The sequence below is a fragment of the Flavobacterium sp. PS2 genome, from assembly GCF_046250155.1.
In the GTDB taxonomy this organism is placed as follows: Bacteria; Bacteroidota; Bacteroidia; order Flavobacteriales; family Flavobacteriaceae; genus Flavobacterium.
The window spans coordinates 3,906,112-3,929,429 of the sequence record NZ_CP176426.1 but is presented as its reverse complement, the minus strand read 5'-3'; the positions used below and the strand labels follow the sequence as shown (position 1 = coordinate 3,929,429).

The window sequence follows — 23,318 nt, the reverse complement described above, 5'->3', positions numbered from 1 at the left end:
GGAATTAGAAATCTGATTAAGTGCAACAAACTTTAAAACCAACTACCAAATTGCTACATATAAGATCACTTTGTCTTCATTTATATTTAGTTTGATACTGGTTTTAGCAACTTCTAGCGAAGCAATAGGGCTATCTTTTACTTCGTAAAGCAATACATTATCTTTTTCTACTTTTGTATATTCTTTTCCTTCTAAAGCTTTGTCGATGATATGAATTGGAACTTCTTCGTTGAATTCTAAAAAAAGATTTTGCATATATGATTCACCTCGCCAATATTTTTCTATACTTTCTTCATCTGAATATTCTTCTTCGTGATGTTCAGTACTCATTGCGATGACGTCTTCTCTTAAGAATTTATAATGGGAAAATTTATTTTCACTTATTGTTCTTTTATTTTTACTGATAAAAGAAAGTAAATTTTCTTGCTTAGAGTCTAATGAAATCGCAAAATGAAATACACTTCTTGGATATTTATCTTTATAGATATAAATCATTAAATAAACCAATTCTTCTAAAGAACATCTCCTGATATAATCATCAAAATGATTTTCATCCCAATCAAATTTGTCATAATATAGCTGCGTATTTGTTAGATAATTTTCTTCTGTACGATCAAGATTAAAATATAAAAAATCTAATTTTGGTAAATTGTTCATTGTTGTTTTGTATTCATTAGTCTGCTGGGCGGTTTTTAGAAATAAAATCTTTGAATGCTTCCATAAAATCAATGAATTCTTCAAAAGTCCAGCTAAAGTTTTCTTCTTCCTGTGAGGTTCTCCAATCAAAAAAATAAACATATTCTTTATCGATAGAAATAGTTAATTCATTTCCAGGCACGACATAGTCATATATCTCTTTCCCTGTTAAGCTTTTAGATGCATCAATAATCATTTGAGCCTCTTCTATTGTCCAACCTTCCCAATTTATATATGAAAGTGCAAAAATATCGTTATCTAATGATTCTCCATCAACTCCCAATTCATAATATATCTCTCCATTTTCTAAAAGGAAATCATTTTTTTTAAAATTATATTTCATAATTATCGTTTTAATGGATAAGCGTTGGTAATGTTTCCAAATTTATTTATACAACTCCCAATTCCATTTCTCCAATAGAGCTATACCAAAAATCTGTATTAACGTCATCTTTATCTATAGCCATTAATCTGTTTTTTAATTCCAGAGCATATTTTTCATGATGTAAATGGTATGCTCCTAATTTTCGAGGTATTTTTACTTCCTTTCTAAAGCGTGTGTAAGTGTAAATATATTCAAGATATGTTTTTAAATTTTTATTAATAGTATAAGTTCTTATCCCTTCTCGATAATGTGTCCTTCCTATTATTTTTTGAGTTTTAATGTCAATGCATAAGCCAAAAAGTTCATTTATAAAAGTGTTTTTAGTACCAATTTTTAAATACCTTTCATCTAATAATTCAACATTTCCAAAAAACTCATAATCTCCACCGAAAGTATTATGATTAGGCAATCCAATCTTGTATAAAATATCTGCAGTTTCTTTTGATAAAGATTGGTTAATGATATCATTGTTTGCGAATAGTACTAAGCTATTTGAAAAATATTCTTGAATTTCTGTTAAGTTCATTATTTGTATGGAAAAGTTTTAATATTTGAACTCTACTTTATAATCCCCATCATTCCATTCTTTTTCCAGCATTTTTATCATGATATCAACAACATGAATCATATCATCTGTGTATAGAGAACCCGTCCATTCTACCTGTGTTTGTGGCCAGTCTTTTATTTCTTGCATCTTATTGAGCTTTTCAGGAAATAATTTTTCGCCTTCTTCCTGGATTAACTTTTTTGCTAATTCAAAAACTTCAATTATTTTAGATTCTCTTTCAGGTATAAAAGCTAAATAATCATCAAATAGCACAAACATAACTCTTTGTTGATGTCCTTTCATGATTTCGTCAAAATCCTCATAAATACCTAAATACCACTCAGGTTTATTTTGTAACCCAATTTGTTCAAATGCCTTTACATTAAATGCACTGATGATTTCAAACTCATATTCTCCAATCTGGAATCCTTTCTTTTTTTCGTAACTTATATAGGTTGTACTTGGCATATTATTATAATTGATTAAAAAATGATTTCAAATCTATCAATAAGAACCGTCAACCTCTATATATCCTGATTTTTTGTGTATGTAAAGTAATTCCAATGTTTCGGCGTCAAAATATGCAAAACAGTACATTCCTTCGAATAGTGAAATAATTTCACCATTTTTATCATATTCTATTTTGTCTTCAGTTTTAAATGAGACTCCATAAACTTCTTTATTAGTTTTGTCTCTTAGAGTAACTACTTCTTTATCATCACAATCCAAACCAATATCTTTATCGTACGAGATAACATTTGTTTTTTTATCCAATTTTTTAAGTTCTCAATTACTTATTCTTTTGTATTCATACTTCTATTTTTTTATAGATTTAACAAAAGCTTTTTTTCAATTGTATCACCCTTTTTATTTTTTGTGTAGATATAAGAATCTTTTCTTTTAAAGAATTCAATATCGAATTTATTTTTTATTTCTTTTAAAACTAAAGTGTCATGATTCTTTTTTGATAAAATAATTTCGCCTTTGACTTTTGAAATTGGATTATAATATAAATTATTTATAAGAATAGAATCCCCTTTTATTTTCCATAGAAGTGGTTTAAAAAAACCTGTATTTTCACAAATTCTCGTTTCTTCTTTTGTGTTTTTTTGATATTCAAACTGATAAAAATCTCCGTTATTTCTAAAAACATATGTATGTCTTGTTGTTGGAGGAAGATCAGTCTTTTTATAAACATTATAACATAAATAAGTATTATTTTCCCGAAAAGATAAAATAGTATTTTTATTATTTTGACAAGATATTAATAAAAGCAAAAAAAACGTTGTCCATTTAATCTTCGAGTTTTTTATCTTTAATTTTATCATAATATTTTGTCTATTTTTGAGATAAGATCATAATTAATCTAATAAGATTTTTTCTCTAAGATAAATCGGAGTTTGAACTAAAACTTCATTTAAACTTTGTGCAGAAATTTTAAAGTTTAATATTTCTTTAGGATTGATTGTTTCCCAAACTTTCCAGTACCATACATCATCTTTTACATACCCTATAAAAACCCATAAATTAAAAAACCTGCTATCAAAAGGAATCATAACATCATTAAATTTTTTATCTAATAATTCAATTTTCGGATCTTCCATTTCCTCAATTGTTTTACTATTGAAGTATTTATTCCATTTTTTAATTATTTCACTGTCAGTAAATTGCCAAAAATAGTCGTCTTTATATACTTCCTGGTCATTATCAATTGCTATTTTAAAACATTCAAAATCTACACATAAAAAGCTTAGATTTTCTTCTTCATTATATTCAAAATCATAATCGTTTATAATGAATGATATTTTTGAAAACCATCTATCGGAAACGTTACTGTCTATCGATATAAAAATTTCTTTTTTAGTTCCTATTTCTTTCATGTTTATTTTTTCTTAATAAAATCTTTATAAAATTCATCTAATCTTTTCCTAGTTGCATTATCTACAGTAACTCCCCTAGAACCATTTTCACTACCAGCCCAATGTGTATATCCATTATTGTCAACTTGAAATTGATGAATTTTTCCTTTTTCATCTATACTATACCATTTCTTTGGTATTCCTTGCTGACTTTCCTTGTTTGTTAGGCCTGGAATTGCTCTTTTGTATAAAGCTTCAGCATTTTCAGGAATTATTTCAGTTTTTGAGCCTCCGCCTCTAAAATTGGGAGATTTTAAATCATGATGACCAGGATTTTCATACTTAGGTTTTGGCCCATTATAATATCCCTTATTATGTTTTAAATCATTTTCAAAAGTACTTGTTTTATCTTCATCTTTTTTACCTTCACTCGAAAAATGACTATCTACTGTTTTAGTTGGACTAGCGGTAAGTGTAATCGCATATATATTATCTCTCTTGTGTATACTATCCCACTTAATTTTTAATTTTGGGTACAGTTTACCGGATAATTTTAGTGTAGTCATTAATTGACCTATGCTATATCCTTTTACATCCATGATTTCAGCAGTGGCTCTTGCCTGGACAAGCAAAGCTGATCGCATCCAGTTTTTACTATCATCTAGATCATGTATATAATCTCCTTTTTCAAAAAGTTTTTTTGGTAATTTGGATAGTAATTTCTCTTTTATCTCATGGGTGAATTTTTCTATTTTCATTAAAATTTTACCTAGCTTTCCTAATTTTGAAGCTAATTTTGCAAACGTTGCACCGCCACCAGTAAATATTCCTATTATAACTTCTAGTAAAATAGTTCCCAATAAAAGCCCTATTACTCTGCCTTTTTCATAAGGAGATGAAGAAAACCAATTGTCGATTACTTTTTTTACACTATCTCCTATACTGCCCAAAAAGGAGTATAAAATGTTTTTTAGCTCTGACCAACTAGAATTAGCTAATTTGATGATGGCTTGATACATTTCTTTCAATTTATCAAGAAATTTGCCTGATAATAAATCTCTAATTGTATCTATTATACTTTCAATATATTCTATAATTCCTACCAAAGTATCATATATACCTCTCAGAATACCTTCTATTACCCCTACAATTAATCCACCAACTCCTGCCAATATTTCTGCAATAATATCACCAGTTTTTATAGCGGTATTCATAAATTCGGAGCGAGAACTTAAAGTACCTATTTGACGTTGTAATTGTATATATTGTTCATTAGGAATACGCACAATGCGATTAGCTGATAATTGCAATTGGCTGTAGGTTAGCCTTGCTTTATGAAAATCAGGATCATGAGTTCCTTTAATTGCTAATTCAAATGAATTACCCGTTTTAAGGGCTTCATTCTTTAGAATAATACCATGGGCATGATTACTTTTGGTGTTAAGCAAATAAAAAGCTTCTGCCAAAGTTCTTCGGTCATTTCCTGTTTCTATCTTATAATTTTTATAAAAAACATTGGCAATATTAGTTTCAAAATTATAATCTGACTTTACGTAAAGAAAAGCACGGGTATATTTGTCTAAATAATTGTTATGTGGAATTAAAACAATGTTATGTGTTTCAATATAGCCATATTTTTGATCAGCAGTTTTGATTTTATACCATCCTTTGTTAGTTAAATCTTGATGTATTACTACGACCTCACTTACTACTTTGTAAACTTTACCAAATATGCCTTTTTTGCTTAAATACGATGCGTCATATGGAGAGGGTGTTGCATGTAAACGAATACCATTTTCTGCGATTACAAATCCTCTTTTGTTAATTTGTTTTGCAATTGTTTTAGGTTTTGTTGTTTTTTTGAAAGAAGTTTTTTGCTCGTTTGTACTTTCATATTGTGAAACAATGAATTTCTCCATTCCATCACCATTCTTATCATCTTCAATTTGCTGACGCCAAATACCAAGCATGATTTGCCTGAACCTTGCCATTTCAGATGCACTGGTATCTTTAAGTTCTATAGTATGGTTTTTAGTAATCATTAGGGTAGTTTTTAGAGAAGAGCAAAAAAGATTTGGTTATAGTATTTCTACTTTAACAGGTTTTGGCTGAATATGATCTGAAAATGCTGTGGTGATATTAAGACGTAAATCGTCTTCTTGTTCTATTTTTCCGTCGCCACCCAGATAGCAGTTTTTGAACAACACTTCTAGCGCTTTAAATTCGTCCATTTTTGAGGCTTGCAACACAGCAGAACGTATGCTGATATCTGGTTTTTTGAAGTAAGCAAACAACGTAGTTTCGTCATCATCAGCAATGGTGAGTTTAACTACTTTTTTATGCTTGTATTTCCATTGGTTTAATTGTGCCTGAGTAATGTTTCCATCAAGAATATCGGCCGTTTTTGAATTTGTTATTTCCATTTTGAAATGTTTTTATGATAGGGTAAATTGATGTCTTATTTGGCGGTGTCTTTTGCTGTTATTCAACTGTATTCGCAATACATAATACTCCCGGACACAGGTATAAATGTCATTTTTAGTTATACTAACTGATTGACTTTTTTCTATCGTTTATAGAAATTGAATTATCTAAGTGCATTTAAAAGAAGAGACTGCCTGAGTTATTTTTTTGAAGTTAAATAAGACTCTAGGCAGCCTCCTGAAGTAGATTTCCTGCTTAAAACGGACTAACAAAGAGCAAATAGAAATAATATGCAGACAAAAATTATGTTCGTTGAACTTCTTTTTTGTGTAACGCAATAAATAATGGTTATCTCTTTTTAGTCGGTTTTATAGACAGAAAATAGGGTATTATGGTTTTAGTAGTAGTAATTTATGTAGATTAATTCCACTCAACGTGAGAACAGATCAAGTCAAAAGAAACCGCGATTTTGGTATCTCCTTGGCTAATTCCTCTACTGTTTGAGTTAAATTCGCAGTTTCTTACCGTGTGTGTAATTACTTCATTACTGTCGTCCAGGTAACTAACAATGATGCTAAAAGGATTGATATCCTGCAATCTTTGTCCTTTTGGCAAAGCGGCTAAAATAGCTTCTACCTCGTAGTTGTATAAAGTGATCGAAGCTTTTGCCTCATACTTCCCTCTACCCCTGTGCACTGGCATATCTCCAGCTCCGTAATGGTTTTCTTTAGATACTGAGTCGCTATAGTTTACAGCTGTAATTCCGGTAACGATGTTACCTGCAATACTTACTTCAATTGATGACCAGCTGTGTTGTTGTCCGTTAATTAATGGTAATTTATTCATATGTAGCTTTGTTTATTTTTTAATGATCTTTTTAACGATCTGGAACTATCACCTTATTCATTTGCATTTACAGTAAATGAATAAGTGCGATATAATTGGTGAATTTTTATGTTTTTTTGAATTATATTAAATTCAGTAAATTATGCTTTGTCGATTCCAAAAGGATTTTTAAATCCTAAATCGACCATAATTTTGCGGGCAGTTCCAATTGGAGTAATTTCAGCTTTTACTTTTAATTCTGAAGTTGCCAAAATATTTTGTTTTGGATCTACATAAACATCAAAAGCTGATACTTCTTGGTTAGCAACCATTCCTTCTAAAGCACTTCTGCACAAACCTTCAAAGTTTTTAGAAACTGATTGAGGCAATTTACCATCAATATCTACTAAAACCGGAGAAGCTAATTTTGGCAATAAAGCAGTACGCAATAAACGAGTTGCTTTGTTAATAGTACGGTTGTTCTCAACATAAGCAAAATCTGAAGTCCCTTTAGTACAAGTATGACTATCGTTAAAATAAACACCTGGCAAACCAGTATGTGTTTTTACAAAAATGTATCTTTTTTCGTTTAAGTCTCTTAAATCTCCCAAAGTCTTGATTTCTTGCCCCCCAACAAAGCCTGCTTTTGCAAAACCTTCGCCAGTAAGATTGAATTTTTCAATCCAAGCAATATTTTCAGATACTTTTGCTTTAGAAATTGCGCCTAATGCTAAACCAACTGCGGCGGTATTTTTGTACGAATATTTGAAAATGAATTCAAGAATAACTCCATTTTCTTTTTTCAAGCCCTCATCGTTTTTGACGTTATAAACATCTGGGAAGCCCTCTGCTGGGACTAATTTTTCTTTAGAAGCTAAAGTATAAAGTACATCATCTGCCAGTGTAGTGCTTTTTTGATATAACTTTTGTTCAAACGCTTTTTCAGCGTCCATAGCTACAACTACTGATACGTTTTCTGCGTTTAATTCAATTAAAGAAGTAGCTAATTTAGCCTCAAAACCTTTTCCTTCCAGAATAACTTCAAAAGGCATAAAATTTGTATAAGCAAGTTCTGTTTCTGTTTTTGCTTTTAAAACAGCAGCTTGTGTTTGTGCGAATGATGTAGATCCCGAATAAATAATCGCCATTTGACGAATGTTTCCGTTTGCTTTTTCCTGCATCCCCATTGCTTTTCCTGCAATAACCTCATAAGAAGCGGCATCAGTTTTCATAATGTACAAGTCCCCAGAAGGATTCATTCTGAAAAATTGTTGGATTTGATAATAAGCTGATTGTCCATTTACATCATAATCAGCTGTAATTCCTAATGCTTCAGCATCTTCTAATGAAGCCAGACGCTCTATTTTGTCTAATGCTAATTTTGCAGTTGAAGCTCCATCAAAAAGTAATCCTGAAACCATATCTTGTTCTGGATTTCTTCTTCCTAATCCGCCAGATAGTTTGTTAATCACTACATCGTTTAATGTACTCATAATATAAAATGTTAATTGTTTAAAAAATTGTTTTTGTTCAAAAAAAGGCAAAAGAATGGCTGACACAAGTTGTTAAACCTGTAATTATCAACGATTTATTTTAAAATGGTATTTGTAATTTAGAATCCAAAAAATAAGATTGCTCTTTTTTGGACAGTTTGTAAAAACTGGTCTTTTAATTGGATTTTACTCTTGGCCAAGAGATAAATTTACTTTTGCTAGCGAGTACAAATTTAAGGCTCAAGGTTGTTTTTTCCAATTTTTAAGATCATCAAAACCAGTAGTTTCAGTGGTTTAAGCTCTGGCCTCTGTCGCGAGTCCTTCATTTATAATAGTATAAATGGTACGTTCTGTCAGGAACAAAGTATCAGAAAGTTCAGATACAACAACTTTCATTTGTTTAGCTTGATTTCTATTTAGGTAGTTGATTACAAAATCTCTCCTTTTATCTAATAGTGTTCTGCTTCTCTTCATATTTTAGGTTTAAATAGTATGGGTTAATTATTATTTAGATTTGTATCCTATTGTAATTTTATCTCATATAATTATTTGTGAATATCACCTGTTAAATTATAGACCGTTCAAATTAAGAGCTGGTTTTTAAATCAATATCTCCCTTAACCTGATTTGGGTTTATCCCTATTATTCCAGTAGTTAAGTTATACCCCAGCTCTTCTAATTCTTCATTACTTAATCCATTATTGAAAAGAATATATTTCTTCTTTAAAATATTTTCTATTAATGTAGTTTTATAGGTTAGCTCCCAAATGAAATAATCGTTCTTATCCCAATAAACTTCTTGATTATTACATTGCTTTTCTTTTATCTTAAAGGTTGAATTGGTATCTATAAAGGCATTGTTATTACTTGTAGATAATATAGCCTTGTCTATGCGATGTGCAATTTCGAATGCTTCTTCATAGCTTGTAGAAGAAATAGTTCCAACTGGCAGTACGACGTAAAGGCAAAATGATACATCTGCTTTGTAATTTTTTTCAGAGGATGTCTCCCAAGAAATAGTATCGTATTTAAACATTACTATCGGTGCTGTAATCGTAGTTTTAAAAACAGCATCACTGTAAAGATGTACTGCTGGCGCATTAGAAATGAACTCTTTTTCGATAGCGCTTTTTTTCTCGTTATAAAATTCTTTTAAAATCATATGGTGGATTGTTTGTTTGACAAATATACAACATATGTTTTAAAATATCCAACATATTGCCATAAAAAAAGCAGTGATTTCAGTAATATGATTTATTTTTTTTTCTATACATTAGAGTATTACAAGAATAAAAACACCATAATCACCTTTAAAATTAGAAGTTACACAAAAAATTTATATCAGAATGCTATTATTTATTATATATTTTTTAGCTTTGCAACATATAGTGGAATACCTTGCAAACAGCAAAACATATTACACAAACAATAAATGCAATTACAACATGGAAATACATACTAAAATAAAACGTATTATAGATGAGATGAAGTTAAACAATAACTCATTTGCTAAATTAATAGGTGTAACCAGCACAACAATAGATAGTATCACTATTGGAAGATTGCAATCTGATGGACAGAGAAAAAGAACAAAGCCAGGTTTTGATTTACTACAAAGTATAATTACACATTGCAATGTGAATCCGGAATATTTCTTTGGAGATAGTGATGCCATTTTTGTTAATAAAACGAACAATGAAGTTGGTTTAAATTTACCAAAGATTATAACAGTAAACGAAGATGGAGAAGAAAACATCAATTTTGTGGGAGTAAAAGCACGTGCAGGTTATTTAGATGGCTATTCTGATCCGGAATACATGGAAAGCCTTCCTTCATTTAGTATGCCAATGCTAAAAAACGGAACTTATAGATGTTTTGAAATAAAAGGAAATTCGATGTCAACAACCATACATGACGGAGATTATCTCTTTGGCAAATATGTCGATAATTTTGATGATATTCTTGATGGAAGAATTTATGTTATTATCAGTAAGAATGATGGAGTGGTTGTAAAAAGGGTTTTAAACCGAATTAGAGAAAGCGGAAAATTAATCCTGAAGTCTGACAACAGAGATGGAAATTATCCAATGTATTCTATTTATGCCGAGGATATTCTCGAGGTTTGGTACGCGAGTATGTATGCTTCTAAGCAAATGCCCGATCCAATTAATATTTATGAAAAGATTCATGATCTTGAAAGTAAATTCTACGAAATGGAAGAGGCTTTGAGAAAGAAACTGAATTAGATATTTTTGTGATTTTTTAGAATTTCAATTGAAACTAAGTTGTACTTTTCAAATATTAAACTGCCTCTTGCGATATTTCGCAAGAGGCAGTTTAAATTTAGTTTGAATTTGTTATGAAATCTTTCCAGTCCCGGTTCCGGTTTGCGCTGATGCAGAGCCAGTCGTAGTTACTGTGGTGTTTACAGTTCCTGATTTGACAAATGTGTCAATTGCAGTTGCTAATTTTTCTGCTGTTTTTTCTCTCGCAATTTTTGATTGATTTGCATTATCATCTCCGTTGCTTACATCGACCGATATTTGTGTGCTTTTGTCTAATGCTTCTAAGATTGCTGCTTGTAATGCTGATATTTGTAATGCCATTTTTTTAAATTTTTAGTAAATTTTGTAAATTAGATTTTATTGTAAGTAGACTCCCTACATTCGGACCAACTCCTTGTACAACTACAATTTTTGAGACTTCTGTAATGAGGCTTTCTAATTCGGTTAATAAATTTTTTGTCCCGGCATCAATTTTAAATTTATCATCCATTTCAAAAATCAAATCACCTTTTTTAAATGAAGTTTTTACATCAGAAATTATTGCTTCAAACCCGTTTTTGATGGTTACTTTGACTTCTTTATCTTTTAAATTGAAAATTGTATTTCCTTCATTAATGCTGATATTTTGTTCTTTAATATTAAAGCTGTTTTTCGAAATTTCTGTACCATTTTCATCGTAAAAAGTGGTACTAATGTTCGAGCCTTCTTTACCGTTAAATTCTAGTTGAGCGATATTTTTATATGTAGGTACTGAAGTTGTCGAAGAATCATTACCTTCTTTTTCTTTAAATAAAACCTGGAATTTATCTACATCAATATCAATTTCCAAATAATGATTCTCGTCATTTTTAAAGCGAATAAAAGTACGTTCGACCTCCGAAAACTGCGAAATAAACGCGCGAGTTTCTACTCCGCCAATAATGGTAGCCAAAACCCAGCTGTCTTTTTTAGGAATCGTAATAATTCCTTGTTCTACATCCAGGATTGAAGCTTTCAAGCGTACATTTTTAAGAATCGCGCCATCGGCCCTCATTATGTTTACGGTATAAGCATCTTCCGGATTATGAAGCGATTCTGTTTCTTTGTTTATTTCGATGACTTTTGCCGCAAAAGTTTCAATAATTTGATTTTTATTGGCAACATCTTTTATTAGATCTGTTATGTTTCCCATTTTAGTTTTTTTTTTTAGATTGCTTCTACTCTACGTCCTATATAAATCCTTTGTCTGTAACCGTTTTCGCCAAAACTTCGCTCTACTTTCTCGACTTGAAAAGTTCCATTTTTTTCTTTGTCTTTTGCGTTTTCAAGAATTACTTTATCTGTAGGTCGTACAAACGGCTCACCAAAAGTGAGAAAAGAACCTTCAAATCCGCTTGGTTTAGATTCCATTGCTCTTAAAGCAGCATATTGATACAACTCTGAAGCTATTTGTGTCGTTGCTTTTTTAAAAGCTGTTGGATCTTTTGGTAAATCATCGGAATCACTATGCAGAACATGGTTTTTTATTAATTGCCCATTTGGATCGCCCAATTCAATATAAATTGGCGTGTTTGAGTTCTTAAAGTATTTTTCTACTCGAGTTCGCGTGTTTTTTGTAGATTCATTAACTACAACCAATTTATCTTCAATAATATTATACCGAAATCTAAAACGTGCTTTTCCTGAAAAACTTCCGGAAATTGATTTCCCTACTTTGTCCAACTGAGAACTTAAAAGGCTAAGTCCCTCATTGATTAACTTTTTCACAAGTGTGCCTGCTAATGGACTTTTAATGAAATTACGAGTGATAAAACCACCCAATTCAGTAGCAGTATGTTGCTGCGGATTATTGGTAATTGTAAGTACAGGACCCGTTTCTTCGGTTTTAAAATAAGTATAAATCCCTTTGTCTTTTAACATATCAAAAACCTGCGCCAGACTTTGGTTTCTGTTAACCATTATATTTCCTAATTCTTCGTCAAGAGCATTTACTTTAAAAGGCAATTTTAGTTCTTTGATTCTTTTTTCGAAAAAAGTTTTAGGATTAAATTTTTCAACATTTGTAGTTGGATTTGTAGCAACAATATTTAACGTATCATTCTTACTTTGAACATCGTCGTCTTTTACCGCTTTTACTTTTTTAAAAGCATACATCGTGTCTTCACAAGATATAGTAGCAGTTGTTATATCCGATTGAACTCCTGTGATATAACCTCTAAAAGCTGGTTTATAATTGCCATCATATCCTAATAATATTTCGATATAATTTTCAAGTTTAAAAAAGTCGTGAATTGTTTTTTCTTCACCATTGGCATTTGCAAATAAGTTTTGGTCGAAACCTTTAGTATCTGTATATACTTTTTTTGGCATTACAAGGGTTGCCGTATCTGTTAGGGATTTGTATGAACTGTTTATATCGACATTTTTGACATAAGTAAATTCATAATATTTAGGAGTTGGAATAAGTCTTATTGTTTCGTAAACTTTAATTCTCGCATTTAGTTTAAGCATTGTCTCTAATTATTAGTTCTACGGTTTCATCTGACGTGGCGCTGGCAGTAAATTTTTGAATATTTTTTGTTCCAGAAATAGAAGGAATTGAATACGAATCTATCACAAGTTCATAAATACCAAATCGGTTTAAAATTGCATGTGTTACTCTTAAAGAATAAGGCGCATTTAGAAATTGCTTCAATAAAAAAAGCTTTTCTTTTGGATATTCATCTCCCGTTTCATTAGCGATTAATCCTTCAATAGAAATACTAAAATCACCATTTGTAATATGTTCTTTGATAGTTGAATCTCTTCCTTCGATTCCTTCTTTCTTGATAACTTTTGAACGATTTAGATTTACAGTAACAGCATCTATTCGCAAACTTGGTAAATTAAGATCACTTTTTACCAAGGGTTCAAAAACTAAAGGAGCAAAAACTCTTAGATTAAATTCTCCCCCTGTTTTATCTATAATAAAATCTTTCGATTCTGATTCGTTATAGTTAATGCCAGCGTATTCAATATCCTTGGTATCTAAAATTTCGTTTATATTAAAATTGAATTTCATAATGATTTATTTTTTGTTTTTAATTTGAAAATGTTTTAGCAAAAGCTGTTATAAGTGTATTTTCCTGTCTTGTTTCGTTATGTTTTTGCAACCAAAGAGCTTCTTCTAGTAATTTGTAAAACTCATCTATTGGTAATTGATATGGATCTATCTGAAAAGCATATCGAATAAGTGCAGCCGATTTCTTGAATTCATCCTTTTGCGGTGTTCCATCTATAGTAAATTCACTATCTTTTTTTATTATTGTTACAATAGAATTTCCTGCAGAGAGCATGAATTCGTCATCATAATTCTCTTTATCCAGGACACACTCTTTAAATAAAAACAGAATTGCTTCGTGGGGATTACCCTTATATTTATTTTGATAGTTTAAAAAAGTAGTAAATGATGGTTTTTTGCAATAGGTCGTTGTTAATTGATCATCTGAGGTAAGCTTTAACACTGTACCGTATTTTTCTTTTAGTCTTTGAATGGAAGTTTCGTCTTGCATTTTATGGTTTTAGAGATTTTGTTTTTTTGTGATGTAGGAGTAGCTTAAAAAAGTATTATGACTTTTAAATATTACTGTCTCTACTTTCTTTTTTTAAGGCCTCAGTCAGACTTTCATTTTTTTCAGATACTGATGAGGGCATAATATTAAAACTCTCTATAAAAATATTTCCCTCTTTTGCTTGTCCCAAAGGATTTTTAAAATTACTCATGTCTGGTGTTTTAGGAATTTCTCCTAAGTCTTTTGGTATATAATCCATGATTAGTCTATTGTTTAATTGTTAATGTAATTGTTGAAAGTATGGTGTGCAGTTGAGGTCTCTATTCAGTAAAAAAACCTAAAAATAAAGGGAATTGTTTTGCCTGTTAGGCATTCTAATATTCGTTATTAGAGCATGTAAAAATACAGTAGAAGAGGGTGAAAAACGAATAATTGAAAGGGTAGTTTCTGTAGTTTCAGTAGAATGTAAGTAGAGTTAATTGGTTGTTTTATATAACGAAACATTTTTTTTATTCATGGTTTGCTATAAGGTAAAAAACACCCAAAATCATTATGAAATTTGTGTTTTCCTAATGCTTTTGAGTGTTTTTACAATCTATATGAAAATTTAGTTTTGAATTACGGAGGTTTTTTTATTTCCGATTCTTGAAATCTATTTTAACTTTTGATTATTCTAAATACCACCATCTGCTATTATCCAATTATTGGGAGCGTTTTGTAAAATTGTTTTTCCCGCTGTTCCTGCTGCTGTATGTTTTATAGTTCCAAAAGTTATACTAATATTAGGCTTAACGGGTCTTGAACTCCAGCCATTATAAATTGAATCTAAATTAGTAGCAGAGTAATTTTCTGCTGTTTTTGCTTGCATGAAACTAGAAAAATTCAAAACTTTAGAAATGTTCCACGCTCCAATATCTTGATTAAAAACTAATGCATCTTGAAACATTTGTTGCATTACAGTTACATTTGATGTATTCCAGCCATTTAAAGGCTGGTTAAATGCTAGTGTAAATCTAAACATACTTTGCATGTCCGTAACATTGGAAACGTTCCAGCTACCAATTGGTTGATTAAATGCCCTTGCATTAAAGAACATAAGCGCCATACTAACAGCACTTGAAGTAACCCAGTTGTTAATATCGGGACTTCCTCCATTGTTGAAAACCAAAGAATTTACAAACATTTGAGTAAAGTTTGAAACTTTGGAAACATTCCAACCGCCAATATTTTGATTAAAGTTATTTGTGTCTGCAAACGTAAAAGCCATTGACGTTACATTCAAAGTATTCCAGTTGTTTAAAGGCTGATTGAATGCCGTTGCTTTACTAAACATCTGTTGCATATTCGTAACTTTGGAAACATTCCACGAATTAATGTTTTGATTAAATACAGTTGCACCAGAAAACATTTGTTGCATGTTTTCACAACTTGAAGGATGCCAGTTATTTATATCTGAGCTTCCACCGTTATTGAAAGCGACTGCATTATTAAACATTTGTTGCATTGTTGTAATATTTTTAGTATCCCATGCTCCAATGTTTTGATTAAAAGCCGTACTATTAAAAAACATATTTTGCGTATTTCTTAAATTTGATGTGTTCCAATTTCCTATTGGTTGATTGAAAGAGATATTGAAAGAAAACATACTATTCATGTCGGTTACCTTCGAAACATTCCAAGAAGAAATATTTTGATTAAATGGACATCCTGAGAGCATAGAGACCATAGTTACAGCAAGTGAAGTATTCCAACTTCCAATTGGTTGGTTAAAAGAAGATGTGTTAAACATATAAGAAAAATCCGTAACTTTTGACACATCCCATGCTCCTATATTTGAATTAAAAGCAGTTTCCCTAAAAATTGCACTCATGTTTGTAATGCTTGATGTGATCCACTCATTTACTTTACCTATACTTGATAAACTAGAGCATCCTCTAAATGCTTGACTCATAAAAAAAGTCCCTGTTAAATTTAGAGCATCTGAAACGTTAGTTAATGTTAAATTAGCACATCCAAAGAAATAATTTCCCTGATTTGTACCTAACTTTAAATCACCCCATGAAGCTATAGAGAGAATTTTTAATCTATCTCCAGCATTATTGAACTGCCACCCTTCACACTTACCCTTAATTTTAATAGTGTAGTTTCCGAATGTAGTATAATTGTGCAAAACCTGTGATTGATTCCATTGAGTAATTATATTACTTGAACCATCTCCCCAATCAACATTAAAATCATATACTCCCGAAGCTATTAGGGGGAGCTTTATTTGATTAGCTGAACTTGAACCGGTAGAAATATTATCAGTTTTCCAAGTAGAAATAAATGGTTTAAATTTATCTCTTCCAAATACTGTATGTTGCAAAAGACTTCCCATTATACACCTAATAATAAAATACTGTTAGTACTACCTCTTTTTGTGAGTGTGAAAATCTGTTTTTCAGTTGTTGCCGATGGAGTGCCAAAAAGCCATATATTAGGTGTCGTAATTACCCAATTAATAGTTACGCCTGGTAAAGTTATACCGTTAAAAATATAACTATCAATCAATGATGCAGGAATAGTAATAGTGCAACTAGCCGTAAATATCACAGTTTTTCCTTGCCATGATGCTTGCGCAGGTTGGCTGGTTCCTACTTCAATTTGGTTAACAATATCCTGCTTACCTGAAATATCTACAGTAGGAATAGATTGCCAAGTTTTATTATAATCATAATATTGTCCAGTCTCCCCCCCTGTTATTAACGGTTCTTTTCCCGAAATAATAGTTGTTAAAGAGTCTATCAAAACCTTCAACGTTTTACCCATTTCGGCAGTTAAGGCTTTCGTAGTTCCTCCTGTTATTAAATCATTTACTAAAATAGTACTCAATGAAACCTGCACAGCTTTAATAGCATCAGCAATTTTTTGGAGAGTATCCAAATTAATGTTGTCTGAAGCCAATAATATATTTATACTTTTTATTTGGTTTTGCAAAACCACGCCCTGTTCTGCACTTAAAAGCGAAGTGGAACCTCCAGAAACCAAATCATTTACGATATCTAAATACTGACTGGCTAATTTTGCAAAAGAATCCAATGGAGCATATCCATCAGCAAAACCTTTTTGGGCTTTATCTTCTTTAGCTTCAAACAAAGTAGTATGTGCGCTCTTATCCGTTTTATGCGCTTCAAATTGGTCAGTTTCAACTTTAGCATCCAATGTACTTACCAGGTTAGTTATACTACTCTGTGGTATCATTTTCGTCCTTATGCCAAAAGCTTTGCCACGAGGCCCAAAATTGAGTTTGTGTTGGTTTTTTGCCAGTTTTAAACCAGCCTAAAATGGTATTTATATTTGTTGTCATATTATATTGGGGTTAATTATGTTTTTTTAATTGAAGTTTTGATAATCTCAACCTTTCATAAAGTTGATTCTATAGCGAATACTATCGGTTACTTTTCATACCTGATTCCTATTTATTAATTGTATTATAAGATTAGTATAGTATTAATTTAAAGGAAGAATGTTTTGTATGAATATTCCGGAAGCTTATAAACTGACATGCATACACAAGCAATACTATTCGTCTTTTGAAAGTGGAAAAGTATTCTGAAAGCAGAAAAATATAATCTGTAGCTTCTATAGTTTCATTAGAAATAAACGAGGTTTAAATCCAATAAGTGAACGAGATTTATTCACTAATATTCATGACTGGAACATCTAAGACTATCAAAGAATTTATGTTCTCATAATCTTGACACCTTTGAATTTATAACTCCAGAAATTAAGTTTTCTTTTTATTTACAAAATTCCTCCATCGCTAATTATCCAGTTGTTCGGTGCTCCAAGTAAAATATTTTTTCCTGTAGTTCCTACAGCTGTATGCTTGAGTTTATCAAATCCTATAATTTTATTTGGAAGTACAGGTCTTGAACTCCAACCATTATATAATGCATCAAGATACTCAGGATTATATGAACCTACCTGTTTTCCTGCCATAAAATTCGTGAAATCAGTTACATTTGAAACATTCCAATTACCAATGTTTTGATTAAAAACAACTGCACCAAATAATATATGCAGCATACTGGTAACATTAGAAGTGTCCCAGTTTCCAATTGGTTGATTAAAAGCTCTTGCAGTTTGAAACATTCCAGTTAAACTTACACCTGTACTTGCTCCAATAGTTCCCCAATTATTAATGTCAGGGCTTCCGCCGTTGTTAAATGCAATTGCATTAATAAACATTCTAAAGAAAGATGTTCCTTTGGAAACATCCCAATTGCCGATATTTTGATTAAAAACAGATGCTTCTCCAAACACTTGCATAAAGTTAGTTACACTTGATGTATCCCAACTATTTAAGGGTTGATTGAATGACTTTGCATTATAAAGAAATAATTCTAAATTAGTTACACTTGAAACGTTCCATTTTTCAATTGGTTGATTAAATGCAATTGCACCGTTAAATGTGCCAGACAATGTTGTGACTCCTGAAACATTCCAATTATTAATATCGGGACTTCCTCCATTGTTAAAAACAGGATTACCTGCAAATGTTGATTGTAGGCTAACTAAGTTTGATAAATTCCAATTTCCTAAATTCTGATTAAAAGCAAGTGTTCCTTGAAAAGTTTGCTGTAAAGACCTTACTTTCTCAGTATTCCAATTCCCGATTGGCTGATTAAAAGACCTTGCATTTTGAAACATAACTGCAAATAAAACATTTTGGCTTGTATTAAGAGCCCACTTATTTATATCAGGACTGCCGCCATTGTTAAAAGCAAATGCACTACTAAACATATGCTCAAAGTTAGTTACATTCGATACATTCCAAGAACCAATGTTTTGATTAAATTCTCTTGCGTTTTGAAACATTATCCCCATGTTTATTGCACTTGATGTATTCCAATCATTTAATGGTTGATTAAATACCCATGTACTCTGTAACATATTTTGAAAATTAGCAACCCTTGAAACATCCCATTTTCCAATTGGTTGATTAAAGGCGTTTGCACCATTAAACATTGAATACATACTAGTTGCGTTTGATGTATTCCAGTTATTAATACTAGAACTTCCTCCATTATTAAATTTGTTTGCAACTGTAAACATATATTGAAAATTGGTAACCTTTGACATATCCCAATTTCCAATATCTTGGTCAAATTCTCTCGCATTATTAAACATTTGAGAAACTACAGTTACCTTTGAAGTATTCCATTTTCCAATCGGTTGGTTAAATGCAGGGGCATAATAAAACATCTCACCTATAGTTGTTGCACTCGATGTATCCCAATTATTAATATCAGGACTTCCTCCGTTGTTAAAAAAAGAGTTATTTGCAAACATAAGTCCAAAATCTTTAACCTTAGATACATTCCAAGAACCAATGTTTTGATTAAATTTAGAATATCTAAACATAGCCCCCATAGTTGTAACATTTGAAGTATTCCAATTTCCAATCGGTTGGTTAAATGCAACTGTATTATTAAACATTGCATTAAGGAAAATTGCACTTGACATATCCCAATCATTAATTTTATTAATCGTTGTTAAAGAAAGACAACTATTAAAACAACTATAAAAAGAAGTGGTAATTAATAAATTTGGTATATCAATAACCTCTGATAAATCAAGTTTTTCGCATCCATAAAAATAAAATCCCTGAGTTGTTCCAAAAATTAAAGTTCCCCATGATTTTATAGAAAGTATTTTTAATCTATCCCCTAAATTATTAAACTGCCATCCTTGACATTTTCCAGTTATTGTAACTGTATAAGTTCCTGATGTGGCGTAACTATGTGTAACTTGTATTTGATTCCAAGAGGTTATTGTATTACTAGTACCATCTCCCCAATCAACATTAAAATTATATACTCCCGAAGCTATTAGGGGGAGCTTTATTTGATTAGCTGAACTTGAGCCAGTAGAAATATTATCCGTTTTCCAAGTAGAAATAAATGGTTTAAATTTATTTCTTCCAAATACTGTATGTTGTAAAAGACTTCCCATTATACACCTAATAATAAAATACTGTTAGTACTACCTCTTTTTGTGAGTGTGAAAATCTGTTTTTCAGTTGTTGCCGATGGAGTGCCAAAAAGCCATATATTAGGTGTAGTAATTACCCAATTAATAGTTACGCCTGGTAAAGTTATACCGTTAAAAATATAACTATCAATCAATGATACAGGAATAGTAATAGTGCAACTAGCCGTAAATATCACAGTTTTTCCCTGCCATGATACTTGCGCAGGTTGGCTGGTTCCTACTTCAATTTGGTTAACAATATCCTGCTTACCTGAAATATCTACAGTAGGAATAGATTGCCAAGTTTTATTATAATCATAATATTGTCCAGTCTCCCCCCCTGTTATTAACGGTTCTTTTTCCGAAATAATAGTTGTTAAAGAGTCTATCAAAACCTTCAACGTTTTACCCATTTCGGCAGTTAAGGCTTTCGTAGTTCCACCTGTGGTCAAATCATTCACCAAAATAGTACTCAATAAAACCTGCACAGCTTCAATAGCATTAACAATTTTCTGGAGCGTGTCCAAATTAATGTTGTCTGAAGCTAGTAATATATTTATGCTTTTTATTTGGTTTTGTAAAACCACGCCCTGTTCTGCACTTAAAAGAGAAGTAGAACCGCCAGAAACCAAATCATTTACGATATCTAAATACTGACTGGCTAATTTTCCAAAAGAATCCAATGGAGCATATCCATCAGCAAAACCTTTTTGGGCTTTATCTTCTTTAGCTTCAAACAAAGCAGTATGTGCGCTCTTATCCGTTTTATGCGCTTCAAATTGGTCAGTTTCAACTTTAGCATTTAGAACGTTTGTAAGGTTGTTTATGCTACTTTGCGGTATCATTTCATCTTTGTGCCAAAATGATTGCCATGAAGCCCAAAATTGTGCTTGAGTTGGTTTTTTGCCAGTTTTAAACCAGCCTAGAATGGTATTGATATTTGTTGTCATATTATATTGGGGTTAATTATGTTTTTTTAATTGAAGTTTTGATAATCTCAACCTTTCATAAAGTTGATTCTATAGTGAATACTATCGGTTACTTTTCATACCTAATTCATATTTATTTATTACTATTAATTGTTTAATAAGATTAGTATAGTATTAATTTTAAGCAAGAATATATTATATGAATATTCTGGGAGTTTGTGAATTGATGCACATACAATACTATTCGACTTTTGAAAGTGGAAAAGCAGCTTGGAAAGATGCAAAAAACTCCTGTTTTCGGTAGCTAAAGCTCAATATCATTAAGTTAAGAAAAACATCTTTAATACTGCACCGAATAAATCTCTCACAAAACAGCAAAAGTTTCCAAGTTTACACATGCTTTCTTTACAACTTCACGGCTTTATATAAAAATTCTTAATCATGATTAACTAAAAAAAAGCTTCTTAATAATATTGAGATTTGACTGACAACAATTAATTATAAAATATCGATGTTTTGACATTTTAAAAACTAGATTTAGTATCCATAATAGATTACTAATTCTAGTTTTTCTTACTGATAAAAGTTCCCCAAGACCATCAAAGAAATTATATTCTTCTTCAATCTTTGATATCTCTACTCAAAATGGATTTGAGAGATTTTTTTTTAATATTATCGGGTAAAGAATATGGTAACATCAAAGTCTTAAATTTTAGTTGCAATTTATAATTAATTATACACCCTAAATTCAATTAAATTTTCACTTAATAATTGATCTTCGGAATCCATTCCTAATGTAAATGTCCTTACTTGAATTTGATTGTCATTTAATTTCGAAACACTTACTGCACCGTAAGAATCACAACAACTTTGAAACATGAGTGTTCCATTTTGAGGAGAGAGAAAATTACCAGTAAATGCTCCCTCTAATGTAAACCAATATATACCTAAACCTTCTCTAGATACTGCAACAGTTCCTTCAAAATCATTTTGTAACACTGAGTTTATCACAGGAATGTCTGTGGAAGATTGACTTATTACAGCTGTCCATACCTTGTATGACTTCAAATTTTGGGATAAATTATTTACAGCCGTGTTTACAAAAGCCGTAGATGCGACTTGTGTAGTATTCGTATCTAATGATGCTGTTGGCACAGTTGGAACTCCTGTGAATGTTGGAGAATAAATTGTTGCTTTAGTATCAACTTGAGAATCTACATATCTTTTAGTAGTTAAATCATCTATGTCTAATGGATCACCCGCTTTTATAGCACAAAAAGAAGATTCTCCATTTTTATTTTTTTTAAATGAAATCTCAGGAGAATATCCCCTACCTCCACCATATATTTCCATACTTGCTTCTCCTGTAGAATCAGTATCAACCTGTCTTAGACTTAAATTCCCTGGATTTAACTCCAAAGTACTTGTAATTTTACCTGAATAATGGTTTTCCAGTTTTGTATTTCCAGTTAAAGCAGAAAGATTTAAGCCTTGATAATATGATGAACTCTGATAGTAATCAGCAAGAATTATAGAAGAATTAGCATAATTTTTTGCAGTCAATATGGCATCTAAACCAACAGCATCTACTTTTAAACCGATATCACCACTCCCTATAAGAGATTCTCCATTAATAGTTTTAAAATCACTTGTCGTTGCTAACTTATAAGCTCCAGACGGTTTATTGTTTTGAAGTTCGAAAGTTAAAACCCCCGTTGCTACAGGTGGGTCTGATCTTAAAACGGTACGCTTAGTAGAAATCCCTGTAGTTAACGCAAATGCTGCAGGCGTGGCTCCTATTCCTGACGCTGGACTTTCCCATACAAAAGCATCTTTTGCCCCCAATGCTTCGTCATCAATAGTAAGAAAAGTATCTAGTTCTGAAGTTTTAGTCCAGGTCCTGCCTACATCTAATGTCTTATGTAAATCCTGCAGGGAGCTATCTATAGAAATATCCCCTGTCCCTACAATTTCTTCGCCATTAATGGTTTTAAATCCAGGTTTGTTAAGCAATTGACTAAAACCAGAATCACTATTCCAATCCGTATTTACTTGTGGAGCATGCGCATTTTTATCAGCCAGGTGATTATTTAAAACTACTTTGTCTGCCTTAGTTAAAAGCAATTCGTCAAGCCCTTCAACATCTTTTACAGGGACTTTTTCATATTTATGTCGAAAAGAATCCCATGTATCCCAGAATTGATTTTGAGTTGGTTTAAAACCTGTTCTAAACCAGTTTTTTATGGTATTTAATGTTTGTAAAGCCATGTTTTTTTATTTTAAATTATATAATTAGAAATTTTATTTTAAGCATTGTAAGATCAATAGAT

At 31.2% G+C, this 23,318-nt stretch carries 25 protein-coding genes; 1 reads left to right on the top strand and 24 read right to left on the bottom strand.

Features of this window, described 5'->3' with window-relative positions:
• Nucleotides 1-42: 42 nt before the first annotated feature.
• The 13 genes from ACJ6WR_RS17315 to ACJ6WR_RS17255 form a co-directional block, all read right to left on the bottom strand.
• Nucleotides 43-657, bottom strand: a complete 615-nt coding sequence (locus ACJ6WR_RS17315) for a hypothetical protein (protein WP_409415948.1) — start codon at nt 655-657, stop codon at nt 43-45.
• 16 nt (nt 658-673) lie between these two features.
• A complete protein-coding gene (locus ACJ6WR_RS17310) occupies nt 674-1,039 on the bottom strand; it encodes a hypothetical protein (RefSeq protein WP_039117092.1) in 366 nt (121 codons plus the stop codon).
• Nucleotides 1,040-1,085: 46 nt separating this feature from the next.
• The gene (locus ACJ6WR_RS17305; RefSeq protein WP_039117091.1) at nt 1,086-1,607 is read right to left on the bottom strand and encodes a hypothetical protein; all 522 of its coding nucleotides are present in this window, start codon (nt 1,605-1,607) and stop codon (nt 1,086-1,088) included.
• A gap of 18 nt (nt 1,608-1,625) precedes the next feature.
• On the bottom strand, nt 1,626-2,096 hold the full coding sequence (locus ACJ6WR_RS17300; RefSeq protein ID WP_039117090.1) for a hypothetical protein: 471 nt from the start codon (nt 2,094-2,096) through the stop codon (nt 1,626-1,628).
• A gap of 36 nt (nt 2,097-2,132) precedes the next feature.
• Nucleotides 2,133-2,402, bottom strand: a complete 270-nt coding sequence (locus ACJ6WR_RS17295) for a hypothetical protein (RefSeq protein ID WP_039117089.1) — start codon at nt 2,400-2,402, stop codon at nt 2,133-2,135.
• Between the two features lie 50 nt (nt 2,403-2,452).
• On the bottom strand, nt 2,453-2,956 hold the full coding sequence (locus ACJ6WR_RS17290) for a hypothetical protein (RefSeq protein ID WP_409415947.1): 504 nt from the start codon (nt 2,954-2,956) through the stop codon (nt 2,453-2,455).
• A gap of 33 nt (nt 2,957-2,989) precedes the next feature.
• On the bottom strand, nt 2,990-3,508 hold the full coding sequence (locus ACJ6WR_RS17285; RefSeq protein ID WP_039117087.1) for a hypothetical protein: 519 nt from the start codon (nt 3,506-3,508) through the stop codon (nt 2,990-2,992).
• Nucleotides 3,509-3,510: 2 nt separating this feature from the next.
• The gene (locus tag ACJ6WR_RS17280) at nt 3,511-5,529 is read right to left on the bottom strand and encodes a hypothetical protein (protein ID WP_409415946.1); all 2,019 of its coding nucleotides are present in this window, start codon (nt 5,527-5,529) and stop codon (nt 3,511-3,513) included.
• 36 nt (nt 5,530-5,565) lie between these two features.
• Nucleotides 5,566-5,910: a hypothetical protein gene (locus ACJ6WR_RS17275; protein ID WP_409415945.1), complete on the bottom strand. Its 345-nt coding sequence runs from the start codon at nt 5,908-5,910 to the stop codon at nt 5,566-5,568.
• Nucleotides 5,911-6,331: 421 nt separating this feature from the next.
• Nucleotides 6,332-6,757 (bottom strand): hypothetical protein, encoded by a 426-nt coding sequence (locus ACJ6WR_RS17270; protein WP_035684757.1) that lies wholly within the window; start codon nt 6,755-6,757, stop codon nt 6,332-6,334.
• 140 nt (nt 6,758-6,897) lie between these two features.
• On the bottom strand, nt 6,898-8,229 hold the full coding sequence (locus tag ACJ6WR_RS17265) for a DUF2586 domain-containing protein (protein ID WP_409415944.1): 1,332 nt from the start codon (nt 8,227-8,229) through the stop codon (nt 6,898-6,900).
• 294 nt (nt 8,230-8,523) lie between these two features.
• Nucleotides 8,524-8,703 (bottom strand): hypothetical protein, encoded by a 180-nt coding sequence (locus ACJ6WR_RS17260; RefSeq protein WP_039117084.1) that lies wholly within the window; start codon nt 8,701-8,703, stop codon nt 8,524-8,526.
• Nucleotides 8,704-8,815: 112 nt separating this feature from the next.
• Complete coding sequence (locus ACJ6WR_RS17255; protein ID WP_409415943.1) at nt 8,816-9,391, bottom strand: hypothetical protein; 576 nt, start codon at nt 9,389-9,391, stop codon at nt 8,816-8,818.
• Nucleotides 9,392-9,674: 283 nt separating this feature from the next.
• On the opposite strand from ACJ6WR_RS17255, the gene ACJ6WR_RS17250 reads away from it, so the two are divergent.
• Nucleotides 9,675-10,475: a S24 family peptidase gene (locus ACJ6WR_RS17250; protein ID WP_409415942.1), complete on the top strand. Its 801-nt coding sequence runs from the start codon at nt 9,675-9,677 to the stop codon at nt 10,473-10,475.
• A 111-nt stretch (nt 10,476-10,586) separates the two neighbouring features.
• On the opposite strand, the gene ACJ6WR_RS17245 is transcribed toward ACJ6WR_RS17250, so the two are convergent.
• From ACJ6WR_RS17245 to ACJ6WR_RS17195, 11 genes are all read right to left on the bottom strand, one after another.
• Nucleotides 10,587-10,835 (bottom strand): hypothetical protein, encoded by a 249-nt coding sequence (locus tag ACJ6WR_RS17245; protein ID WP_039115967.1) that lies wholly within the window; start codon nt 10,833-10,835, stop codon nt 10,587-10,589.
• Nucleotides 10,836-10,839: 4 nt separating this feature from the next.
• Entirely contained in the window at nt 10,840-11,685 is an 846-nt protein-coding gene (locus tag ACJ6WR_RS17240) for a hypothetical protein (RefSeq protein WP_409415941.1), read from the bottom strand.
• 14 nt (nt 11,686-11,699) lie between these two features.
• Nucleotides 11,700-13,004, bottom strand: coding sequence for a hypothetical protein (locus ACJ6WR_RS17235; RefSeq protein ID WP_039117081.1), 1,305 nt, complete (start codon nt 13,002-13,004; stop codon nt 11,700-11,702).
• Nucleotides 12,997-13,554: a DUF6046 domain-containing protein gene (locus ACJ6WR_RS17230; protein ID WP_409415940.1), complete on the bottom strand. Its 558-nt coding sequence runs from the start codon at nt 13,552-13,554 to the stop codon at nt 12,997-12,999. Before ACJ6WR_RS17230 ends, ACJ6WR_RS17235 begins: the two co-directional genes overlap by 8 nt.
• A 19-nt stretch (nt 13,555-13,573) precedes the next feature.
• Complete coding sequence (locus ACJ6WR_RS17225) at nt 13,574-14,044, bottom strand: hypothetical protein (protein ID WP_039117080.1); 471 nt, start codon at nt 14,042-14,044, stop codon at nt 13,574-13,576.
• A 64-nt stretch (nt 14,045-14,108) separates the two neighbouring features.
• Entirely contained in the window at nt 14,109-14,303 is a 195-nt protein-coding gene (locus ACJ6WR_RS17220; protein ID WP_039115973.1) for a hypothetical protein, read from the bottom strand.
• 414 nt (nt 14,304-14,717) lie between these two features.
• The gene (locus ACJ6WR_RS17215; protein WP_409415939.1) at nt 14,718-16,409 is read right to left on the bottom strand and encodes a BspA family leucine-rich repeat surface protein; all 1,692 of its coding nucleotides are present in this window, start codon (nt 16,407-16,409) and stop codon (nt 14,718-14,720) included.
• 11 nt (nt 16,410-16,420) lie between these two features.
• Entirely contained in the window at nt 16,421-17,284 is an 864-nt protein-coding gene (locus tag ACJ6WR_RS17210; RefSeq protein ID WP_409415938.1) for a hypothetical protein, read from the bottom strand.
• A gap of 543 nt (nt 17,285-17,827) precedes the next feature.
• Nucleotides 17,828-20,041: a BspA family leucine-rich repeat surface protein gene (locus ACJ6WR_RS17205; protein ID WP_409415937.1), complete on the bottom strand. Its 2,214-nt coding sequence runs from the start codon at nt 20,039-20,041 to the stop codon at nt 17,828-17,830.
• Entirely contained in the window at nt 20,041-21,009 is a 969-nt protein-coding gene (locus ACJ6WR_RS17200; protein WP_409415936.1) for a hypothetical protein, read from the bottom strand. The genes ACJ6WR_RS17205 and ACJ6WR_RS17200 overlap by 1 nt, the downstream gene beginning before the upstream one ends.
• 708 nt (nt 21,010-21,717) lie before the next feature.
• Nucleotides 21,718-23,256, bottom strand: a complete 1,539-nt coding sequence (locus ACJ6WR_RS17195) for a hypothetical protein (RefSeq protein ID WP_409415935.1) — start codon at nt 23,254-23,256, stop codon at nt 21,718-21,720.
• Nucleotides 23,257-23,318: the final 62 nt, after the last annotated feature.